Annotated in this window: 17 protein-coding genes and 1 tRNA gene; 8 read left to right on the plus strand and 10 right to left on the minus strand. The window is 46.6% G+C overall.

The genetic code is table 11. The features are described from left to right. The first annotated feature begins 85 nt into the window (after positions 1 to 85). The gene (locus ACUJFK_RS16020) at positions 86 to 721 is read left to right on the plus strand and encodes a GNAT family N-acetyltransferase (RefSeq protein WP_445425447.1); all 636 of its coding nucleotides are present in this window, start codon (positions 86 to 88) and stop codon (positions 719 to 721) included. A 130-nt stretch (positions 722 to 851) separates the two neighbouring features. Here the strand turns inward: ACUJFK_RS16020 and ACUJFK_RS16025 are convergent, their stop codons facing one another. Together ACUJFK_RS16025 and ACUJFK_RS16030 are read right to left on the minus strand one after the other, a co-directional pair. Beyond that, on the minus strand, positions 852 to 2006 hold the full coding sequence (locus tag ACUJFK_RS16025; RefSeq protein ID WP_229587400.1) for an iron-containing alcohol dehydrogenase: 1155 nt from the start codon (positions 2004 to 2006) through the stop codon (positions 852 to 854). Between the two features lie 52 nt (positions 2007 to 2058). Then, positions 2059 to 2898 carry a type 1 glutamine amidotransferase domain-containing protein gene (locus tag ACUJFK_RS16030; protein WP_445425448.1) on the minus strand — a complete coding sequence of 280 codons (840 nt, stop codon included), beginning with the start codon at positions 2896 to 2898 and terminating at the stop codon, positions 2059 to 2061. Positions 2899 to 3032: 134 nt separating this feature from the next. Between ACUJFK_RS16030 and ACUJFK_RS16035 the strand changes: the two genes are divergently transcribed. Beyond that, complete coding sequence (locus ACUJFK_RS16035; RefSeq protein WP_306177748.1) at positions 3033 to 3947, plus strand: LysR family transcriptional regulator; 915 nt, start codon at positions 3033 to 3035, stop codon at positions 3945 to 3947. Positions 3948 to 3993: 46 nt separating this feature from the next. Here ACUJFK_RS16035 and ACUJFK_RS16040 read toward each other — a convergent pair whose 3' ends face one another. Next, positions 3994 to 6381 (minus strand): zinc-dependent metalloprotease, encoded by a 2388-nt coding sequence (locus ACUJFK_RS16040; RefSeq protein ID WP_445425449.1) that lies wholly within the window; start codon positions 6379 to 6381, stop codon positions 3994 to 3996. Between the two features lie 228 nt (positions 6382 to 6609). Between ACUJFK_RS16040 and ACUJFK_RS16045 the strand changes: the two genes are divergently transcribed. After that, positions 6610 to 7347, plus strand: a complete 738-nt coding sequence (locus ACUJFK_RS16045; protein ID WP_445425450.1) for a substrate-binding periplasmic protein — start codon at positions 6610 to 6612, stop codon at positions 7345 to 7347. Positions 7348 to 7378: 31 nt separating this feature from the next. Here the strand turns inward: ACUJFK_RS16045 and ACUJFK_RS16050 are convergent, their stop codons facing one another. The 4 genes from ACUJFK_RS16050 to ACUJFK_RS16065 all read right to left on the minus strand — a co-directional run bounded on the left by ACUJFK_RS16050 (position 7379) and on the right by ACUJFK_RS16065 (position 10123). After that, on the minus strand, positions 7379 to 8359 hold the full coding sequence (locus ACUJFK_RS16050; protein ID WP_445425451.1) for a GGDEF domain-containing protein: 981 nt from the start codon (positions 8357 to 8359) through the stop codon (positions 7379 to 7381). Between the two features lie 94 nt (positions 8360 to 8453). After that, positions 8454 to 9452: an SMP-30/gluconolactonase/LRE family protein gene (locus tag ACUJFK_RS16055; protein ID WP_445425452.1), complete on the minus strand. Its 999-nt coding sequence runs from the start codon at positions 9450 to 9452 to the stop codon at positions 8454 to 8456. A gap of 127 nt (positions 9453 to 9579) precedes the next feature. Then, positions 9580 to 9876 carry a type II toxin-antitoxin system RelE/ParE family toxin gene (locus tag ACUJFK_RS16060; protein WP_445425453.1) on the minus strand — a complete coding sequence of 99 codons (297 nt, stop codon included), beginning with the start codon at positions 9874 to 9876 and terminating at the stop codon, positions 9580 to 9582. Further along, the gene (locus tag ACUJFK_RS16065; protein WP_445425454.1) at positions 9869 to 10123 is read right to left on the minus strand and encodes a type II toxin-antitoxin system ParD family antitoxin; all 255 of its coding nucleotides are present in this window, start codon (positions 10121 to 10123) and stop codon (positions 9869 to 9871) included. Before ACUJFK_RS16065 ends, ACUJFK_RS16060 begins: the two co-directional genes overlap by 8 nt. 244 nt (positions 10124 to 10367) lie before the next feature. On the opposite strand from ACUJFK_RS16065, the gene ACUJFK_RS16070 reads away from it, so the two are divergent. Next, positions 10368 to 10835, plus strand: a complete 468-nt coding sequence (locus ACUJFK_RS16070) for an Hsp20 family protein (RefSeq protein ID WP_445425455.1) — start codon at positions 10368 to 10370, stop codon at positions 10833 to 10835. Positions 10836 to 10951: 116 nt separating this feature from the next. On the opposite strand, the gene ACUJFK_RS16075 is transcribed toward ACUJFK_RS16070, so the two are convergent. After that, positions 10952 to 11038 (minus strand) — tRNA-Leu (locus ACUJFK_RS16075). A 446-nt stretch (positions 11039 to 11484) separates the two neighbouring features. On the opposite strand from ACUJFK_RS16075, the gene ACUJFK_RS16080 reads away from it, so the two are divergent. Further along, on the plus strand, positions 11485 to 11988 hold the full coding sequence (locus ACUJFK_RS16080; RefSeq protein WP_445425456.1) for an RDD family protein: 504 nt from the start codon (positions 11485 to 11487) through the stop codon (positions 11986 to 11988). Here the strand turns inward: ACUJFK_RS16080 and lptG are convergent. Continuing rightward, the gene (gene lptG, locus ACUJFK_RS16085; protein ID WP_445425457.1) at positions 11985 to 13052 is read right to left on the minus strand and encodes an LPS export ABC transporter permease LptG; all 1068 of its coding nucleotides are present in this window, start codon (positions 13050 to 13052) and stop codon (positions 11985 to 11987) included. The two genes, ACUJFK_RS16080 and lptG, sit on opposite strands and share 4 nt — an antisense overlap. 1 nt (position 13053) lies before the next feature. Next, positions 13054 to 14157 (minus strand): LPS export ABC transporter permease LptF, encoded by a 1104-nt coding sequence (gene lptF, locus ACUJFK_RS16090; RefSeq protein ID WP_226751766.1) that lies wholly within the window; start codon positions 14155 to 14157, stop codon positions 13054 to 13056. 214 nt (positions 14158 to 14371) lie between these two features. On the opposite strand from lptF, the gene pepA reads away from it, so the two are divergent. Genes pepA through ACUJFK_RS16105 form a run of 3 tightly spaced genes read left to right on the plus strand, consistent with a single transcriptional unit; the run spans position 14372 to position 19220 of the window. After that, positions 14372 to 15880, plus strand: a complete 1509-nt coding sequence (gene pepA, locus ACUJFK_RS16095) for a leucyl aminopeptidase (RefSeq protein ID WP_445425458.1) — start codon at positions 14372 to 14374, stop codon at positions 15878 to 15880. Beyond that, positions 15880 to 16344, plus strand: coding sequence for a DNA polymerase III subunit chi (locus ACUJFK_RS16100; protein WP_306177796.1), 465 nt, complete (start codon positions 15880 to 15882; stop codon positions 16342 to 16344). Before pepA ends, ACUJFK_RS16100 begins: the two co-directional genes overlap by 1 nt. A gap of 17 nt (positions 16345 to 16361) precedes the next feature. Beyond that, positions 16362 to 19220 carry a valine--tRNA ligase gene (locus tag ACUJFK_RS16105; protein ID WP_445425459.1) on the plus strand — a complete coding sequence of 953 codons (2859 nt, stop codon included), beginning with the start codon at positions 16362 to 16364 and terminating at the stop codon, positions 19218 to 19220. Positions 19221 to 19415 lie beyond the last annotated feature (195 nt).

Below are 19415 nucleotides of genomic sequence, written 5' to 3' on the forward strand. Positions count from 1 at the left end.
CCTCGTATTAAGGCATTGCCACATTTACCTGCTCAGTTAGCTTTGCTAGCATAAGGCACACTTTATTCACTGAAATAATGGTCTTATGGCTAGCAAACTTATCACCACTTGGTATTTACAGTATCAAGGCCCTACCCTGTCACTACCCGACTGGCCAACCGACTGTTTGCTGATGGAAGCCCGTCGACCGAGCCCAGAGCTCAGCCAATTTTTATTTCACGCCGTAGGTACGCCTTGGCACTGGTTTAGCCGCTTAAGCTGGGATTATCAGCAATGGCTGGAGCATGTTGCAAATGAACATGTTCGCACCTGGGTGCTGTATCAAGATGGCAGTATTGCCGGTTTTGTCGAGCTGAACTTACACCCAAGTACACCCAGTGCGGTGGCTGGCTCAACAGAGGCCAAGCAATGCAGTGTCGAATTAAAGTTTTTTGGTTTATTACCCGCATTCAGCGGCCAAGGCTTAGGCCCTAAATTAAGCCAAGCCGCTATTGCCTTAGCGCAGCAGTGGTTACAAGCGCAGCAAAATACAGAAACGCCGAATATCTGGGTGCATACCTGCTCGGACGATCATCCTGCAGCCTTAGCGACTTATCAGCGAGCAGGCTTTGTTGAATATCATCGCGAACAAGAAGCGGCAACGATCCCTGTGGATTATGCAGAAGCGGCGTTATGTCGCCCTTATGTCCACTCGCGCTTAGCGCGATTTCAACAGCCTTAGCACTTATCAGAAAAAAAGCCGCCCGCAAACCGTTGAAAAAGTTACCTTTCGTGAGGTAAGCAAGATACTTATAAATAAAAAAACAGCGGCTTAAACCGCTGTTTTTATTGGGTAAGTTAACTTAGCCGTATCAAAGCGCCAGCGTAAGGATCTGCCGTGCTTTAGCTAAATCGATATCGCCATGCTCGCCTAACGCCGTCATGCCATTACGCTCGAGGTTAGCAACTAATTTATCAATATCCGCTTCGGCTAAGTTGTAATCGCTTAAACGTGTTTTAACCCCCATGTTTTCAAAGAAGTCTTGTGTCGCTTTGATGGTTAAATCAATCACTTCATCTTCTGAGCTAGTGTTGATGTTAAATACGCGCCGACCAAACTGCAGCAGCTTTTGGCGTTTCTTTTCGCGCTGCACATACATCAGTGTCGGCAACACTACCGCCAAGGTTTGTGCATGATCCAGCCCAAATAACGCCGTTAATTCGTGACCAATCATATGCGTTGCCCAATCTTGCGGCACGCCTTTACCAATTAAACCGTTTAACGCCATAGTCGCCGACCACATCACGTTGGCTCGCACATCGTAGTCATCGGGTGTGGCTAAGGCTTTTGGCCCTTCGCTAATTAAGGTTTGTAAAATACCCTCGGCAAAACGATCTTGCAGCGGCGCATTTACTGGATAAGTAAGATACTGTTCAATCACATGCACAAAGGCATCCACCACGCCATTACTCACCTGCTTAACCGGTAGCGACAGCGTATACACCGGATCTAACACCGCAAAGGTTGGCTGCACGAGATCAGAGGCAAAGGCACGTTTTTGCGCAGTGGCTTTGTTGGTCACAACCGAGTTACCGTTACTCTCAGAGCCCGTTGCGGGTAAGGTTAAGACGGCACCAATGGGTAAGGCGTGTGCAAAGGCCGCGCCTTTGGCCAGAATATCCCACGGCTCCCCCTTGAAATGGGCTGCTGCAGCAATAAATTTAGCACCGTCAATCACACTGCCGCCACCCACAGCTAAAATAAAGTTAATGTTTTTAGCTCGCACTAACTCGACAGCCTGCATTAAGGTTTCTAGGGTCGGGTTAGGTTCAACCCCTGCAAATTCGTGAAAATTTACGCCATCGAGTAACGCTATCACGTCATCATAAACGCCGTTGCGTTTAATCGAGCCACCGCCATATAAAAACAGCACCTTAGCATCTTGCGGTAAACGACTTTTCGCTTCTTTAATTTGGCCTTTACCAAATAAGATTTCTGTTTGATTTTTAAAATTAAAATTTAACATCATCACTCCAAAATAAAGGGAATACTGCTGGCTCGCTGGCCAGCAGTTAACATTACTTAGCGGCTAATTGCTTTAATACTTCGGCTGCAAGGGCTTTATCCGAAAAAGGGTTTTGCCCAGTAATCAGCTCGCGGTCTACCACCACATTCGATGTCCAATCTGCGGCATACTGCATATTGCCACCAGCCTGCTGCATGGCCTGGCCTGGGTAATACTGCAGCTTTTTACCGTCAAGTGAACCTTCAAATACCGCTTCTTCACTGTTCGAGAAAATGGTCATTTTGTAGCCGGCATAAATCCAGTCACTGGCTTTAGGGTTAGTTTGCTCAATTAAACCTTGCTGAAAAGCCATTGGGTTTTGTTGGGGTGACAATAACGCTATCGGCCCATGACAAATGGCCGCAGTAGGCTTAGCGTTAGCATTAAAATGCGTGAGTATTTTGCCGACTTCAGGATTGTTAGCTAAATCAATTAAAGGCGCATGACCACCTGGAATAAACACCGCTTTATACTGCGCTAAACCACCGTCTAAAATTTCACGCAACGACAAGGTATCGTCGATGCCAGGGATCGCAGCAATAACCTCTTTGATACGCTGCATTTCAGCAGCACTGCCACCAAAATAGTCAGTGGTGACTGATTTTTGATCGACCACCGGTGCATTACCTTTTGGCGTAGCTAGCACCAAGTCATAGCCGGCTTGAATAAAAGCATCAGCCGGTACGCCAAACTCATTTAAGTAATAACCGGTGCTAATGGTTTTACCCTCTTGCAGCTGCATTTCGCTTTCGCTTGATAACAACACCAAGATCTGACCTTTACTGTCTGATGCCATAACGCCTTGGCTAAATACGCTAACGAGTGCTACGGCAATTAAGCTTTGCTTGAACATAGTGACTCCTTTGGTTTAACAGGCCGACGATACCGCGGCTGTGTTTTTAGTGAGTAAAGCTTAAAGGGTTTTACTTGTGGTTAGAACTCAGCTCTTTTACTATCAGCCATCATATTTCTGATGGCTAATAGCATATGTCGTATTTTGTGCAGTTACGCACCTTTGTTGAAGTGTATCGCTGCGGCACCATTACCAAGGCCGCCGCCAATTTAGGCTTATCACAACCGGCAGCCACTGCGCATATCCAAAGTATCGAATCTTGGGTGGGCTTTGCGTTGTTTGAGCGTAAAGCTCGAGGTGTTGAACCCACGGTAGCGGCCCATGATTTAGCACTGCAAGTGGCACGACACTTTGATGCCGTCGAGCAAAAGCTAGCGTCAGTGCGTAATCGTAATAGTGCCGTTTATGGCACCTTGAATATTGCCGGGCCGGCTGAATATATTAGCTATATTGCCGGTGCACAGTTTGCTAATTTACTGCAAGCGGGTGAAGTGAATTTAGTGGTACATGTGGGTAATAAAGATCGTATTTATCAGTTATTAGCTGAAGGTACCGCGGAATTGGCGATCACCGCTTCTACTCCCGATCCTGCCTTGTATGATTATCAAATTATTGATAGCGAGCGTTTAATTTTAGTGACCAACCGCTTTAATGGCCAACAATTAGCCCAGCAAACCTTAAGTAGCGAACAGCTAAGACTGTATCCCGTGGTCAGTTACGACGAGACACTGCCATTGATCCGGCCGTATTTTAAAACCGTGTTTAATGACAGCTGTTTGTCACCGATCGCCGCTATTTGCCCCGATATTCGTGCCATAGCTGGCATTATAAAAGCCGGTATTGGTTATAGCGTTTTACCCGATTATTTGTGTAAAGAGGCGATAACAGCAGGGGAGTTGATGCAGCTAGGACCAGAGGGGCCTGAGAATTTTATCTATTTAGTTTGGCGCAAGGGCGCACTAAAACATCCGCGGATCAGTTACGCCAAAGATATCTTGATGGCGTTCGCTAACATTAATAAATATGCCCACCAAAAAGCCAGCAGTTAACCTAACCGCCGACAATCTGACGATTGCCGGCTTGCTGTTATAACCGTTAAATTGGCGAGCCTGGCGGCGCTTGTAAGGTTTTAACCTTATTGAGATCCGCTGCCGCATTACTCACTTGCCCCGCCATTTTCAATAATAACAAATGGTGCGCATCATTACCCAAAGCGAACTTTTCGCTGAGCCCTTGCAGATGAAACAATAACTCTGCGCGCAACTCGGGGGCTAATTCTGCTGACTTAGCCAGCGCTAGTAACTGCTGCAAGTAACTGATTTGCATGCGTCGACTGAGCAAAGGTTGGGTTGCAACCGGCTGCTGAATTTGTTGCCAGGTAGCCGCTAAAACAGCACTGACACTGGGCACCTTGTTATCAAACTGATGTTGCCACTGCAGTCTTGCTAAACGCTGCTCATCCAATAAAATGGCGAAGCTTTGATTGGCGGCCGCTTCGGCTAAAGATAGGGGATCAAAAATCAACCCAGTATAACCTTGTGGGCTCTCGCGACTACTGCGATAACCATAGGCTTTAGGGGGAATTAATGCCTGGATCTGCGCACTTAACGCCAATTGTGCTGGCTCTAAGGTTTTCAATAATGTCGCTAACGCGCGTTGCTGTTCAGCACCCGACAACGGTTGATAATCTGGCGCCACATTCTCCGTTTTAACCTGATAGCTATATTGATAACCGCCGAGCCATTTCCCGACGGCTTCAGTTTGGTAGCGATGCGAAAAATACAGAGGTACTAGAATTTCCGCTAAATCAGAATAGGGGCGCTCAAAAGCCAGGGTCGCGGGGCTAAAATTTGCCAAACCTTGCTGGCGTACCGCTAAAATACGCTCTAACTCGGTAACCGCATCGGCGCCACCGTCCCATAAACTCGAAAATGCATGTGCTTTGCTAATGCCATTACTGTCGGCATCAGACATAAACACAAAACCGGCATTATTAGACTCTGCAATAAAGGCTAAGCGAGCTGCGTCATCCGCAAAATCACCATAACCGTATTGCACAACCCGTTTATCCCAAGCCCCAATACCCGTGGCATAAGCATCGTTTAAGCTGATGCTTTGCTCAGGCGTTAAAGTAAATTTCGGATGCGGGTAATCCATCACCGAGGCACGGTCTTGGTTACTGGCAGCAAAGTTATGCGCAATACCTAGCGTGTGGCCAATTTCGTGTGCCGATAATTGCCGAATACGCGCTAACGCCATCTCGGTTAGTTCAGACGCCACGATGTCGGGCTCCGTAAAAGGTGACGTCATACCTTGCGCCAACAAATAATCTTGCCGTACCCGCAGCGAACCTAAAGTGACATGCCCTTTAATAATCTCGCCGGTACGTGGATCAATCACACTGCTACCATAAGACCAACCACGCGTCGCCCGATGCACCCATTGGATCATGTTATAACGCACATCCATGGCATCAGCGCCTTCAGGCATCATTTTTACCACAAACGCATCTTTGTATCCGGCCGCGGTAAAGGCATCATTCCACCAACGCGCACCATCTAATAGCGCCGAACGAATCGGCTCTGGTGTACCTGCATCCAGATAATACACAATCGGCTCTACAGCTTCGCTCAGCTTGGCCGTGGGATCTTTTTTCGCTAAACGGTGGCGTGGGATCACACGCTGGGTAATAGGTTGATCAATAGGGGCAGCGTAATCTTCATAGTCAAAAGACCAAAAGCCGCTTTGTGGATGAAAGGTACGAGGGACAAAACCAGGTTCAGGCAGCGCAACAAAACTGTGATGTACGCGCACACTAATTTGGTAAGGATCAGGCGCCACTTGGCGCACAAAATTACCCGGATTATCGCTGGTAAAGGTTAAGGTGGCTTCAAGCTCAGTATTTCTTTCAAAGCTTTTCGTCCTTGGCCAATACAACGCCGAATGGCTCGGCGTTAACGTAAAATCGCCTTGCCCGCGCGCTTTCAAAATACGTGCTACGCCATGGCTATCACTGACCACAAAATCAGTCGCATCAATCAATACGCTTGTAGCATCACGCGCCACTACGCTAAAACTGCCAATAATGGCACTGGCAAAAGCCTCATCGACTGAACGTTGCTCTAAAGGATTGTTCGATTCGGCACGAAATTGCGTATTGTGCTGGCGTAATAACATTTTGTCGCCAGCATCTTCAAAACTGACCAAGCGTGCGCCTAACTCCATCAATTGCCCGCGATCTAAACCGATATCATTTGAACCTAATCCCTGTGGCAAGCTGGAATAATAAAGATATTGCTGATCACTCGCCGGCACCTGCAAATAGACCTTACCCGCCTCATTATCACGATAAAGCGTAAACAAACCCGGTTCAGCATCAAGCCGCTGACTATAATCGGCTAAACTCTGCTGCTCAGTGGCTGGCTGACAACCACTGAGCAATAATAAAAAGACCAGCCCACAAGCTGCAAAAAACTTTTCCATCAACGCCATCCTTTCAATCATTCAAGCCTCTACCATAAAGGTTTTTACGCCGTCTTGTATATGATTAAAAAGGAAAAGCAGGAACATAATTGGTGAGATGACTGACTGAAGTTATGCAATTTTCGCCCTATTCTACGCACCAAGGAGCACCGTTTTATAACGCTCCCTGCTGGTATAACACTATTTATCAACTACACTCCAATGCAAAAAAACAATAAGATGGTGTAAATGACCATCAGTAACTTAGCGGTACACAATATGCGCATCGTCTTGATCTGCTTTTTACTGTTAGCTTGGCCTTGCTTTTCGGCTCAGAAAACACTGAAAGTGGCCATCAATATTGGCCCACCATGGGCCTTTCAGCCTGCAGGGCAAGAAGTCACCGGCATTGATGTTGAGATCTTACGGCATGTATTCCAGCAGATGGGCTATGCGACAGAATTTCACTTATTAGGCTACAGCAGGCTGATTAAAGACTTTAATGAAGGTAAATTTGATGTGGCCAGCCCAGCCGCTTTTGAATCTCAGCATGGTTTTTTGACAAAGCCTTATTTACCATATCAAGATGTCGCTATATCACTGAAAACTGAGCAGCACAACATTAACGTTATTAATGATTTGAAAGGTAAAAGAACCGTTACTTACCAGTTTGCTCATGCGGTGCTGGCGGATCAGTTAAGTCATGTTATTCAAGACATCAATTATTTAGAGGTCGCTGATCGGGAATTACAATTAAGATTACTGGTAAATAACCGCACAGATGTAGTGATTGGCGAGCGCCGTTTATTAAAACATATCTTCAAGCAATATTACCCGCAAGAGCAATTCTCGATTCATCCTATCTTTGCAGCAAAATCGTATGGTGCGATTATTAAAGACAAACAGTTACAGCTGCAATTTGATCTAGAACTTGCCAAACTAATGGCGTCAGACAAGTATCAGCAAATCCTCAGCCAGTGGCCTTAAAATGATAACCACTTAGCTGCCAGAAACGTGATCATTTATCCAAGGCTGAAGCTTTAAAACAAACTTGATCTCGACCATTTGTTTTAGCTTGATACATCATTTCGTCAGCACGTTGTAATAAACTTTGCGGCGTATCCGTGATTTGGCAGTCAGTGGCACCAATGCTAACAGTACAATTGGGCAAAGCCTGTTTTGTCGATTGCTGATTAAGTGCCAACCGGATCCGTTCAGCCAGTTCAACCGCAGGTTCGATGGCGGTATCGGGCAGGATAATCAAAAACTCCTCACCACCAATTCGGCCAATAAAATCTATTTTTCTGATCTGCTGTTTAAAGCATTCAGCCGCGAATTTCAGCGTTTGATCTCCCGTTTGATGGCCATGCTCATCATTTATAGCTTTAAAATGATCAAGATCGAGCATCATGACACATAGCGATGACTTTTGCCGCCTACAACGTAATAACTCTACATCGAGGATACGCATGATTTCTCGACGATTCGCTAACTCGGTTAGCTCATCCGTGGTAGCCAGCTTTTCTAATTGGGCGGTACGCTTTGCTACCTCTGACTCTAAATGCTGATTGGCCTGTGCTAATTTTTTTTCGGCAAGGGTTAAAGCAATAATTTTTTCTTCGAGATTGCGCTTACTCGGCATCGCTATCGCATAAGGCAATAAATGCCACAGCATAATGGCCGTTGCAATTGAGATCATGCCCGTTAATGTTTTCATAATGCCGTGAATATAGTAGTAACCATGCCAAACATTAACGACGCCCAAAAAATGAGTCGCACCGCAAAAAAATATAAAACAAGAAAACATCAACACGATCCAACTAAACTTTAAGTCTTCACGCATTTTAACCAACCGAAGCAATGCCAAAGGGATCAGCATATAGGCTACAAAGGTCATCACATCGCCGCCGACATGCAAAATCAATAAATCTGTACGCCATAGCAAACAATGACCGTGCGGCATAAAGCTACCGTTAAACAAGTCGTTGATAAATGTCATGTTGAACTCCAGAGCCTCACTACGTTATTCAGTTTAGCTAACAATCAATGTTTGTGGGGGAGTAACCTTAACCAAAATCAATTTCTGTGTTTAGCTACTGCGGTTTTAGCGCTATACGCAGTAAATAATGGGTGGCAGTAATGTATAACCAGCGGTTATCGGCACTTAATGCCACATTGGCAGAGGCGACACCGGTTTGAATAGTACCTAAATGTGCGCCATCAGGTGAAATCACCCAAACACCCCCCGGCCCCGTGGCCAAGAGCACACCTGATGGTAATACTTTCAAACCATCGGGTAAGCCGCGCTGTTGCTGTGCCTGTGCGGTGGCATCCAGGAATAGCTCACCTTCAGCCACACTGCCATCGACTTGTAACGGATAACGCCACCACTGTGCGGCGGCGCGATCAGAGTTGGCTACGTACAACCATTTACCATCTGCGGAAAACGCTAAGCCATTCGGCCGCGTTAATTGCGTAACCAATAATGTCACTGTGCCATCGGGTGCCAACCGATAAACACCATTTACAGGTTGCTGTTTGTCTGGCGAAGCGTCACCACCGGCTAAACCGTATGGCGGGTCAGTAAAATAGTAGGCTCCGCTACTGTGTTGTACGACATCATTCGGGCTGCTAAATAACTTATCGTTGTAACGCATCGCCAGTGTTTGATATTGCGGCACGCCCTCTTGCATCCCAGTAAAGAGCGCTAAACGGCGATCACCATGCTGCGCGATAACAAGCTGCTTATCCGCATTAAAAATCAGACCATTAGCCCCCTGCTGCCGGTTATTCTCTGGATGCAACCCGGTATAACCCGATGGCTGCAAAAACAATGTTAAGCCGGCGTGTTCATTCCAACGGTACACTTTATTTTCAGGCACATCAGAAAACACAATATCGCCACTACCCGGCTCGGCAATCGGCCCTTCTGACCAGCTAAAGCCTTCGGCCAATATTTCTAAAGTGGCATCTTCAGCAATAATCTCAGCCAATTGTGGTTGTAGCATCAACACAGGCCTTTGAGGCAGTGGTGTCGTTTGTGCCAAAACCGCCGGCATTAACAAGGCTAAAAAAAGCATTCGAAGTAGCATGGTAGATCCTGAAGATTAATCAGCTTGGCTAAGGCTAGCAGCTGATGAGGTAAACCACTACTAATACAGCAAATTTTCTAAACAATTTAAGAATAGTTTGCTTAAAACAGATTGGACTATTTATATATTATTCATCAAGCTGGCTGAGTATATCCATGCGCTGATGTAATACTCTAGCAACGTCAATGCCACCTTTGCAGGGCTTATAAAAAATGACATGCTTGCCTGAAGGAAAACTCCTTGTACCAGCGAATATGTCATCGCGCATCCGCCCTAAAGCAGGGTTATTGGCAAGCATAAGCATTGTGTTATGCAAGTTTTCTGCATACAACCTTGCTTGCTGCTTACCCCAAGCGTCTATCGTTTTTGCTGCAATTTCTTTAATATCAGACTCAGCAAAAGAAGATAGCTTATAACTAACCATCAATATCCCTGCTGACTTCATCGAAAATATCCAAGGCATTGCGAGCGGAATGTTTCCCTGCTGATAATTGCTCAAAACCCCGAGTCACTTCTTGCCGTAAAATTTCAAGCTGCTGCTGCTTTGCGATATCCTTTTCAAACAATAATCTCAAACCATCTCTAATAACTTCACTGGCTGAAGTATATAAACCAGACGAAATTTTCTCATTGATACGTTTTTCAAATTCATGACCTAAGGTAACATTCATCACTAAATCCTCATTATGCATGCACGTTACACTTATATTATGCGCACAACGCACGCATGACAAGTTAAGTGTTATGAAAAAGATCTGCAACATCGCTTGAAATCATACAAGCCGACCTTATTAAGTATTTAAGGTGGCCGGATACGGCACCTTTAATGAATCCGACAGCCGCTGTGCTGTTAACCCTAACGCCCGTTCAATTGAAGGGCAAAAAAACTACCTGTTTGCTGAAGAGGAATTGGTTATGACAAACATCGACTTAGCACCATTTTACCGTTCATTTATTGGCTTTGATCACTTAGCGAATTTAATGGATGCCGCAGCGCGCAATGAAAAGCAGCCTGCCTACCCACCTTACAATATTGAAATTACCGGCGAAGATCAGTACCGCATCACGATGGCGGTAGCAGGCTTCGACGAGCAAGAAATGAGTATTGAAACCGAACATAATACGTTACTGGTTAAAGGGCAAAAAGCCGGTAAAGAAGAAGGCCGTCGCTTTGTGCATCAAGGCATCGCCGAGCGTAACTTTGAGCGTAAATTTCAATTATCCGATTACATTAAGGTAACCGGCGCTCACATGGCGCATGGCTTGCTGCATATCGAGCTAGTACGCGAAGTACCCGAAGCGTTAAAGCCGCGTAAAATCAGTATCGGCAACAGCAGTAGCCAAGTTCAAAGCGAGCTATTAAAAGCCCAAAACGTGGCTTGAACTAACTAAAGAACAGAAAAAGCCCTGACTTATCAGGGCTTTTTGCTTTCTGTAAAAAAATTTAAAGCGAAGCGCTTAAAACAAAAAACCGCCGATAAAGGCGGTTTCTTTAAATTTGGTGCCTAGGGTCGGACTCGAACCGACACGGAGTTTCCCCCGGCGGATTTTGAATCCGCTGCGTCTACCGATTTCGCCACCCAGGCATTGAGAGGACTTGCAAACAGTATGCAGCTTGGCAACTGTTTTTAAAACTTTTGAACTGTAGACGTTTCAAGAGTTTAAAAATCTAATTTAAAAGCCTAACGGTAAAGTTAACTAACTTGTACAAGGCATTAAATTAAAGTTCTCGCATTATACGATGCGCGGCTGACTGTGCAAGTGCTTTATGCGGTTTATTGTATAAGCCTGATGCATTTGCTTATTTTTACAGCAAGATTATAACCGAGTGGCTAAGCATCCTAAAGATTGCACGCCAACATACACTTAAGTGTCACTGGCGGCTAATGCGATCTTGTCAGCGCAAGGCTCGGTAAAAAGCCGTTCATCTGTGCACACTCGCTAAAAAGCGACCGACTAAATAAACGCGCGTCTTTAGCTTGCTTTCAGTGTCATGCTAAACTTGCAACTTCAGCTTAAAAGGAAACCTTATATGTACGCTAATGCGCCAAGAGCGGGCTTTGCCCGTCGTCTCTCTGCGATTATTTATGATGTTTTAATCTTGTGCGCGCTGGTGATGCTTGCAGCAGGGATCGCTATGTTGCTGGTGCAACTGCTGGTATGGGGTGCCATTGTGTCGATTGAAGGCTATGCTGACATTGCCGATTATTTAAATAGCAGTTGGCGTCGCTGGGTCTACCTTGGCTATTTTGTTGCCATCATATTAGGCTTTTATGTGTACTTTTGGTCTAAAGCGGGGCAAACCTTAGGCATGCGCGCTTGGCGCATGTTATTAGTAACAGATGCTGGCGAACCTTTATCGCTGCTACAAGCGTTAAGTCGTGCCTTGTTATCGCTAGGCGGCTTTGGAAATATTTGGTTATGGTTGCGTTGGGGTAAAGGTTTGGCTCTGCAAGATCAGTTTACGGGCACACAAATGATCGTATTAACCAAAGAGCAAAGCAAAGCGCTGAATCTTCACGACACAGCGCGTTAAATTTTTTGGCGCATAAAGTACAGCGAGATCCCGATAAACAATAAACTGGGTATCGCTGCACCGGCTAAGGGCGGTAGTTGATAGACGAGCGCTAAAGGCCCGAACACTTCATTACTCATGTAAAAGCCAAATCCCGTTAAGATCCCTAATAACACCCGCGCGGCCATGGTAACGCTACGTAGCGGACCAAAGATAAACGATAACGCCAATAACAACATGGCCCCCACCGTAACCGGCTGCAGTACCTTACGCCAATAGGCTAATTGGTAACGGCTGGCGTCTTGGCCATTTTGCTGCAAATAATCGACGTACTCTATTAACCCTTGCAGCGATAGCATTTCAGGCTTAACCGTTACCACGCCAAGTTTTTCAGGGGTAAGGGTGGAACGCCAACGTTGGCTTTCTGCTTCAACGCGAATAATTTGCTCAGGCGTAAAATTTAACGCGGTAACCTGCTGTAAACGCCAAGCATCCTCGATGTATACCGCACTGATTGCCGTGATTTTTTGCTGCAAAGCCAGGTTTTCGTCAAATTGATAAATGGTTATTTCTTGCAAATTACCCACATCATCGACTTCTTTGATATTAACGAAACTATCGCCATCTTTCGCCCAAACGCCTTGGCGGGCAGCAAATAAGTTACCGTCAGAAATCGCTTTTATGCGCAGCTCTCGTGCCGCACGATCACTCACCGGCGCGCCCCATTCTGCAATAGCCATCATCACTAACACCATCAATACCGCTGACTTCATCACCGAACTGATAATATTTAAACGCGATAAACCCGCCGCCTGCATCACCACTAATTCGCTGTTACTGGCCAACATACCTAGGCCAATTAACCCGCCAATCAGTGCTGCCATTGGAAAGAAAATCACCACATCACCCGGTACGCTGTACAAGGTAAACAAGGCGGCATGCACCATGTCGTAGTAACCTCGACCAATAGAGCGCATTTGATCGATAAAACGAAACATGGAGGACAAGCCAATTAACACTGTTAGTGTAAGCACACTGGTCATTAAAATAGTGCGGCCAATATAAAGATCGAGAATTTTCAGCATCTTAACGTCCTGCTAGCCATGCTCGAACCCGCTGAGCACTGGAGCGGTTGCGCAAAATTAACACGGTACCCACCGTCAGCCCAAGTAGATGTAACCACCACATACCCCACTCTGCGGGTATCTTGCCATCTTCAATTGCCGAGCGCGCAATAATCATCAAGGCGTAATAGCCTAAATAAAGTAATAAGGCTGGCAGTAAACGGCCAAACTTGCCTTGGCGTGGATTAACTCGTGCTAAGGGCACAGCAATGAGCGTAAGGATCGGAATAGACAATGGGATAGCAATGCGCCAATGCCATTCGGCAGCCGCTTCGGCGTTATTTTCTTGTAATAACGCTGGGGTGCTAAGACTGCCTAATTTACGGCGGCGCTGTTCTACTTCTTGTTCACGAATTTGCATCAGGTAACTGCCAAACTCGGTGATCTCGTAGGCCGCAGTTTGGCTATCACCGGCATAGCGACGGCCTTGTTGCAACTGCAACATCTGCGCGCCGGTTTGCGGATCTTCTTTTACTGCACCGCTTTGTGCATAAACAATGGCATGGCCAGGGTTTGCTGGATTATCACTGCTTTGCGCCACAAACACCTTAGATAGCGCATTACCCGAACGACTGACATCTTGCACAAAAATCACGGCTTTTTCATTTGAGGTATGCTGAAAACGCCCCGGCACCAACGAAAAAAGCCCCGCATCCGATTCAGCACGTTCCAGTAAGGTATATTCTTGCTCTGTAGCCCATGGGCTCAGATACAGCGTTACCGCACCGGCTAACAGCGCCATCACGAGCGATAACAATAAAGTGAGACGAGTGATATACCATTCACTAACGCCGGTAGCATGCAACACCGTCATTTCACTATCGGCATAAATGCGGCCATAAGCGACTAAAATGCCTAAAAAGGCACTCAACGGCAAAATAATCACGGCTAATTGCGGCAATTTCAGCGCAACAATACTCATGACCAATTGGCCCGGTATTTCACCCTCAGAGGCATCAGCCAAAATCTTCACAAAACGTTGGCTAATGATGATGGTGGTCAAAATTAGAAAGACAGCTAACTGAGAGCGAAAAACTTCACCAATCAGATAACGAAAAATAATCAAAATGCCCCCTAAAAACCTGTCTTTTCACTGGAAAGCTGGTCATTTTTCAGTAAACTTGGTATTTATAGCAATTATTATCGGGCAAAGCGGCTTAAAATCCGAGCTTTTTTATTTATTCTCGGTAAAATTCATTATCACTTTGTAGTCTGCTACTGCCCGCAGTACTTTAATTAGCGACTTATAGTAGCATAGTCTCTTAGAATCAGGAGTAAACATGGAGTTCAGCGTAAAAAGCGGAAGTCCCGAAAAACAACGTAGTGCTTGCATCGTTGTTGGTGTCTATGAACCGCGTCGCCTCTCTGCAGTAGCAGAGCAATTAGATAAAATCAGCGAAGGCTATATCAGCAATTTGCTTCGCCGTGGTGATTTAGAAGGCAAACCAGGGCAGATGCTGTTACTGCACCATGTTCCGAATGTACTAAGCGAGCGAGTGCTATTAGTGGGCTGTGGTAAAGAGCGTGAGCTAGACGAGCGCCAGTACCGGCAAATTATCGCCAAAACCATTAGCACCTTGAACGAAACCGGTTCAATGGAAGCCGTCTGCTTTTTATCTGAATTGCATGTGAAAGGCCGTGATACCTACTGGAAAGTGCGTCATGCCGTTGAAACCACACAAGATTGTCTCTATGTGTTTGATCGTTTAAAAAGCAAAAAAGATGAAACACGCCGCCCGCTGCGTAAAATTGTGTTTAACGTACCCACCCGTCGCGATCTGACCATTGGTGAACGTGCAGTAGACCATGGTTTAGCCATTGCTGCCGGTATCAAACAATGTAAAGACGTGGGCAACATGCCTCCGAATATCTGCACACCTGTGTACCTTGCGGAACAGGCCTCTGCCTTACAAAACCTGTCTGACAAAGTCAGTGTTGAAGTACTGGGTGTAGAGGAAATGAGCGCCCTTGGGATGAACTCTTACTTAGCGGTTGGCCGCGGTTCGGTTAACCAGCCACGTATGTCGGTAATTAAATACAATGGTGCCGGTAACGACAGCGCGCCTGTGGTATTAATTGGTAAAGGTTTAACCTTCGACTCGGGTGGTATTAGCTTAAAACCGGGCGATGGCATGGACGAAATGAAGTTTGATATGTGCGGCGCCGCCTCTGTGTTTGGTACCATGCACGCCGTGATCAACTTACAATTGCCGATTAATATCGTGGCGGTGTTAGCCGCCGCTGAAAACATGCCGGATGCCAATGCTTATCGGCCGGGTGATATTCTTACTACGATGTCTGGGCAAACGGTTGAAGTATTAAATACCGACGCCGAAGGCCGTTTAGTATTGTGTGATGCACTCACTTACGTTGAACGCTTCGATCCTGAGCTGGTGATTGATGTGGCCACCTTAACCGGTGCTTGTGTGATTGCACTGGGCAAACACGCTTCTGGCTTACTGAGTAACCACAACCCGCTTGCCCATGAAATCCTCAATGCTTCAGAGCAAAGCGGTGACCGTGCTTGGCGTTTACCGCTGTGGGATGAATATCAAGATCAACTGGAAAGCCCTTTTGCCGACTTCAGCAACTTAGGGGGACGTGCAGCCGGTACTATTACCGCAGCCTGCTTCCTGTCACGCTTTACCCGCAAATATAACTGGGCACACCTTGATATTGCCGGTACTGCTTGGCGCAGTGGCGGTAAAGATAAAGGCTCTACCGGTCGTCCGGTCGCGTTATTAACGCAGTTCCTGATTAACCGTACGGGCAACAATCAGGATCATTAATGACTGTTACGTTTTATGTGCTGGCTGAGCCTGATGGCTCAGCTGAACACACCGCCATCTCAAATGAGCTGTCGCCTGCGCCAGCTCATTTTGCTTTTGCTTGTCAGCTTTGTGCAGATTTGTACCGCGCCAATCAACGCGTTTTTGTATATACTGCCGACCAACACATGGCCGAACAGCTAGACGAATTACTCTGGCAGTTTGATGCGGAACGTTTTGTGCCGCATAACCTCAGTGGTGAAGGCCCAGCGCGTGGCGCACCCATTGAGATTGGCTGGCAAGCACCACGACAAAGTCGTCAGGTGTTAATCAATTTAACCGACAACATGCCGGAATTTACCCGGCGTTTTGCGCGTGTAATCGAATTTGTTCCGGCAGAAGCGTCGTTAAAAGCGCAAGCCCGGGAACGTTACAAACAATATCGTCAAGCTGGCATCACGCCTGAAACCGTGCAAGCCGACTGAATTTACAGGTATCTCTGATGGAAAAAACCTTCAACCCAAGCGAAATAGAACAGGCCATGTATCAGGCCTGGGAAAGCAAAGGCTATTTTAAACCGAACGGTGATGACCGTGCAGGTAATAACTATTGCATCATGATCCCGCCACCAAACGTTACCGGTAGCCTGCATATGGGACATGCCTTCCAGCAAACCATTATGGATGCGCTAACACGTTACCAACGCATGCAAGGTAAAAATGCCTTGTGGCAAGTGGGCAGTGATCACGCCGGTATCGCCACGCAAATGGTGGTTGAACGTAAATTAGCCGCAGAAGGTTTGCCAGGCCGCCATGAGCTTGGCCGTGACAAATTTATTGAAAAAATCTGGGAGTGGAAAGCCGAATCAGGTGGCACCATCACCTCGCAAATGCGCCGTTTAGGCAACTCGGTAGACTGGGATCGTGAACGTTTTACCATGGATGCCGGTTTATCCAATGCCGTGCAAGAAGTGTTTGTGCGTTTATACGAAGATGATCTGATCTACCGTGGTAAGCGCTTAGTGAACTGGGATCCGAAACTGCACACGGCTATCTCTGATTTAGAAGTTGAAAACAAAGATCAGAAAGGCCAAATGTGGCACTTGCGCTATCCGTTAGCCGACGGCGCCATGACCGCTGAAGGCAAAACTTATTTAGTGGTGGCCACCACACGCCCGGAAACCATGTTGGGCGATACCGGTGTTGCAGTAAACCCAGACGATCCACGTTATCAAGCGCTGATCGGCAAAGAGATCCTGTTGCCTTTAGTTAATCGTCGCATCCCAATTGTAGCCGACGACCATGCCGATATGGAAAAAGGCACGGGTTGCGTCAAAATTACCCCAGCACATGACTTCAACGACTATGAAGTAGGTAAACGTCATCAATTGCCGATGATCAACATTCTAACTCTCGATGCCATGATCCGCAGCGAAGGCGAATGTTTTTTCACTAATGGTGAAGTTAACCCGGCGCTTAGCGCGCCTATTCCTGCCGAGTTTCAGCAGCTAGAACGTTATGCCGCACGTAAAGCCATTGTTGCGGCTTTTGATGCCGCGGGCTTGCTGGAAAAGGTGGAAGATCATAACAATACCCTGCCCTACGGCGATCGTAGCGGCGTGGTGATTGAGCCGATGCTGACCGATCAATGGTATGTGCGCGCTGCACCGCTGGCGAAAACCGCAGTAGAAGCGGTAGAAAGCGGTCAAATTCAGTTTGTACCAAAACAATATGAAAACATGTATTACAGCTGGATGCGCGATATTCAAGATTGGTGTATCTCGCGCCAACTCTGGTGGGGCCATCGTATTCCCGCTTGGTACGACGCCGACGGTAAAGTCTATGTTGGCCGTAACGAAGCCGAAGTTCGCGCTAAATATCAACTGGCTGACAGCATAGCACTACAACAAGATAACGATGTATTAGATACCTGGTTTAGCTCCGCGTTGTGGACCTTCTCTACGCTTGGCTGGCCAGAGCAAACCGATGATTTAAAAACCTTTCATCCGACCGATGTGTTGGTAACCGGTTTTGACATTATTTTCTTCTGGGTAGCACGCATGATCATGATGACTATGCACTTTATCAAAGATGAACAAGGCCAACCGCAAGTACCGTTTAAAACAGTCTATGTTACCGGCCTGATCCGCGATGAAAGCGGCGATAAAATGTCGAAATCCAAAGGCAACGTTATCGATCCATTAGATATGATTGACGGTATTAGCCTGGAAGATTTATTGGCGAAGCGCACCAGCAATATGATGCAACCGCAATTAGCGAAGAAAATTGCTGATCGCACCACGAAACAATTCCCTGAAGGCATCCCCAGCAGCGGCACCGATGCTGTGCGCTTTACCTTAGCCACGTTAGCCTCAACCGGTCGTGATATTAACTGGGATATGAAGCGCTTAGAAGGTTACCGTAACTTCTGCAATAAATTGTGGAACGCCAGCCGTTATGTGTTGATGAATACCGAAGAGCAAGATTGCGGTTTCGGCACTGCAGAGAAAACCCTGTCGCTGGCCGACAAATGGATCTTGGCGCAGTATCAACAAACGGTGAAACAAGTGCGGCATTACTTTGATACCTACCGCTTTGACTTAGCCGCTACGGCCTTGTATGAATTTACTTGGAATCAGTTCTGTGACTGGTATTTAGAACTGACTAAGCCGATTTTATTTAAAGGTAATGAAGCGGAACAGCGTGGTACGCGCCACACCTTGATCACGGTGCTCGAAAGTTTACTGCGTTTAATGCACCCGATCATGCCGTTCATCACCGAAAGCATCTGGCAATCGGTTAAACCGTTGGCCAATATTCAAAGCGACAGCATTATGCTGGCCGCTTACCCTGAATATCAGGCTGACTTAGTCGATGAAACAGCACAAGCCGATCTGGAATGGCTAAAAGCCGTGATCACCGCTATCCGTAACGTGCGTGGTGAAATGAACATTTCGCCGAATAAGCCCTTAACGGTTTTATTACGCAACATCTCCACCGAAGAACAGCGCCGTATTGATCAGAACCGTAACTTCCTATTAGTGATGGCAAAACTGGAAAGCCTGGAGTTGTTAGCGCCTGAGCAAAAAGCGCCTGCCAGCGCCGCACAGTTAATTGGCAATATGGATCTGCTGATCCCGATGGCCGGTTTAATTGATAAAGAAGCCGAATTAGGCCGAATTGCTAAGCAGCTGGAAAAAACCGAGCAAGAGCTGTCTCGTGTTGGCGGTAAGCTAAACAACGAAGGCTTTGTTGCCAAAGCACCAGAGGCGGTTTTAGCAAAAGAGCGCGCCAAACAAGCTGAGCTAGAGCAAGCCGTTGCCAAGTTACAGCTGCAACAAGCAGAGATCGCTGCGATTTAAGCAACACAGTTAACATGTTAAGCAATACCCACGGCCAGTAACTGGCCGTGGGTATTTTTTTGTTAGCGCTGGTAATTGTACAAGCGCGAGTTTTTGTTATCATGCACAGGTTTGTTTGTATCCTAAACAAACACAATTAGCGTGCTCAGGTAAGAAAGCTTTTACGGTAAGTTTTTCAAGCCACAGCTACTGCTC

The sequence above is a fragment of the Alishewanella sp. HL-SH06 genome (assembly GCF_052656265.1).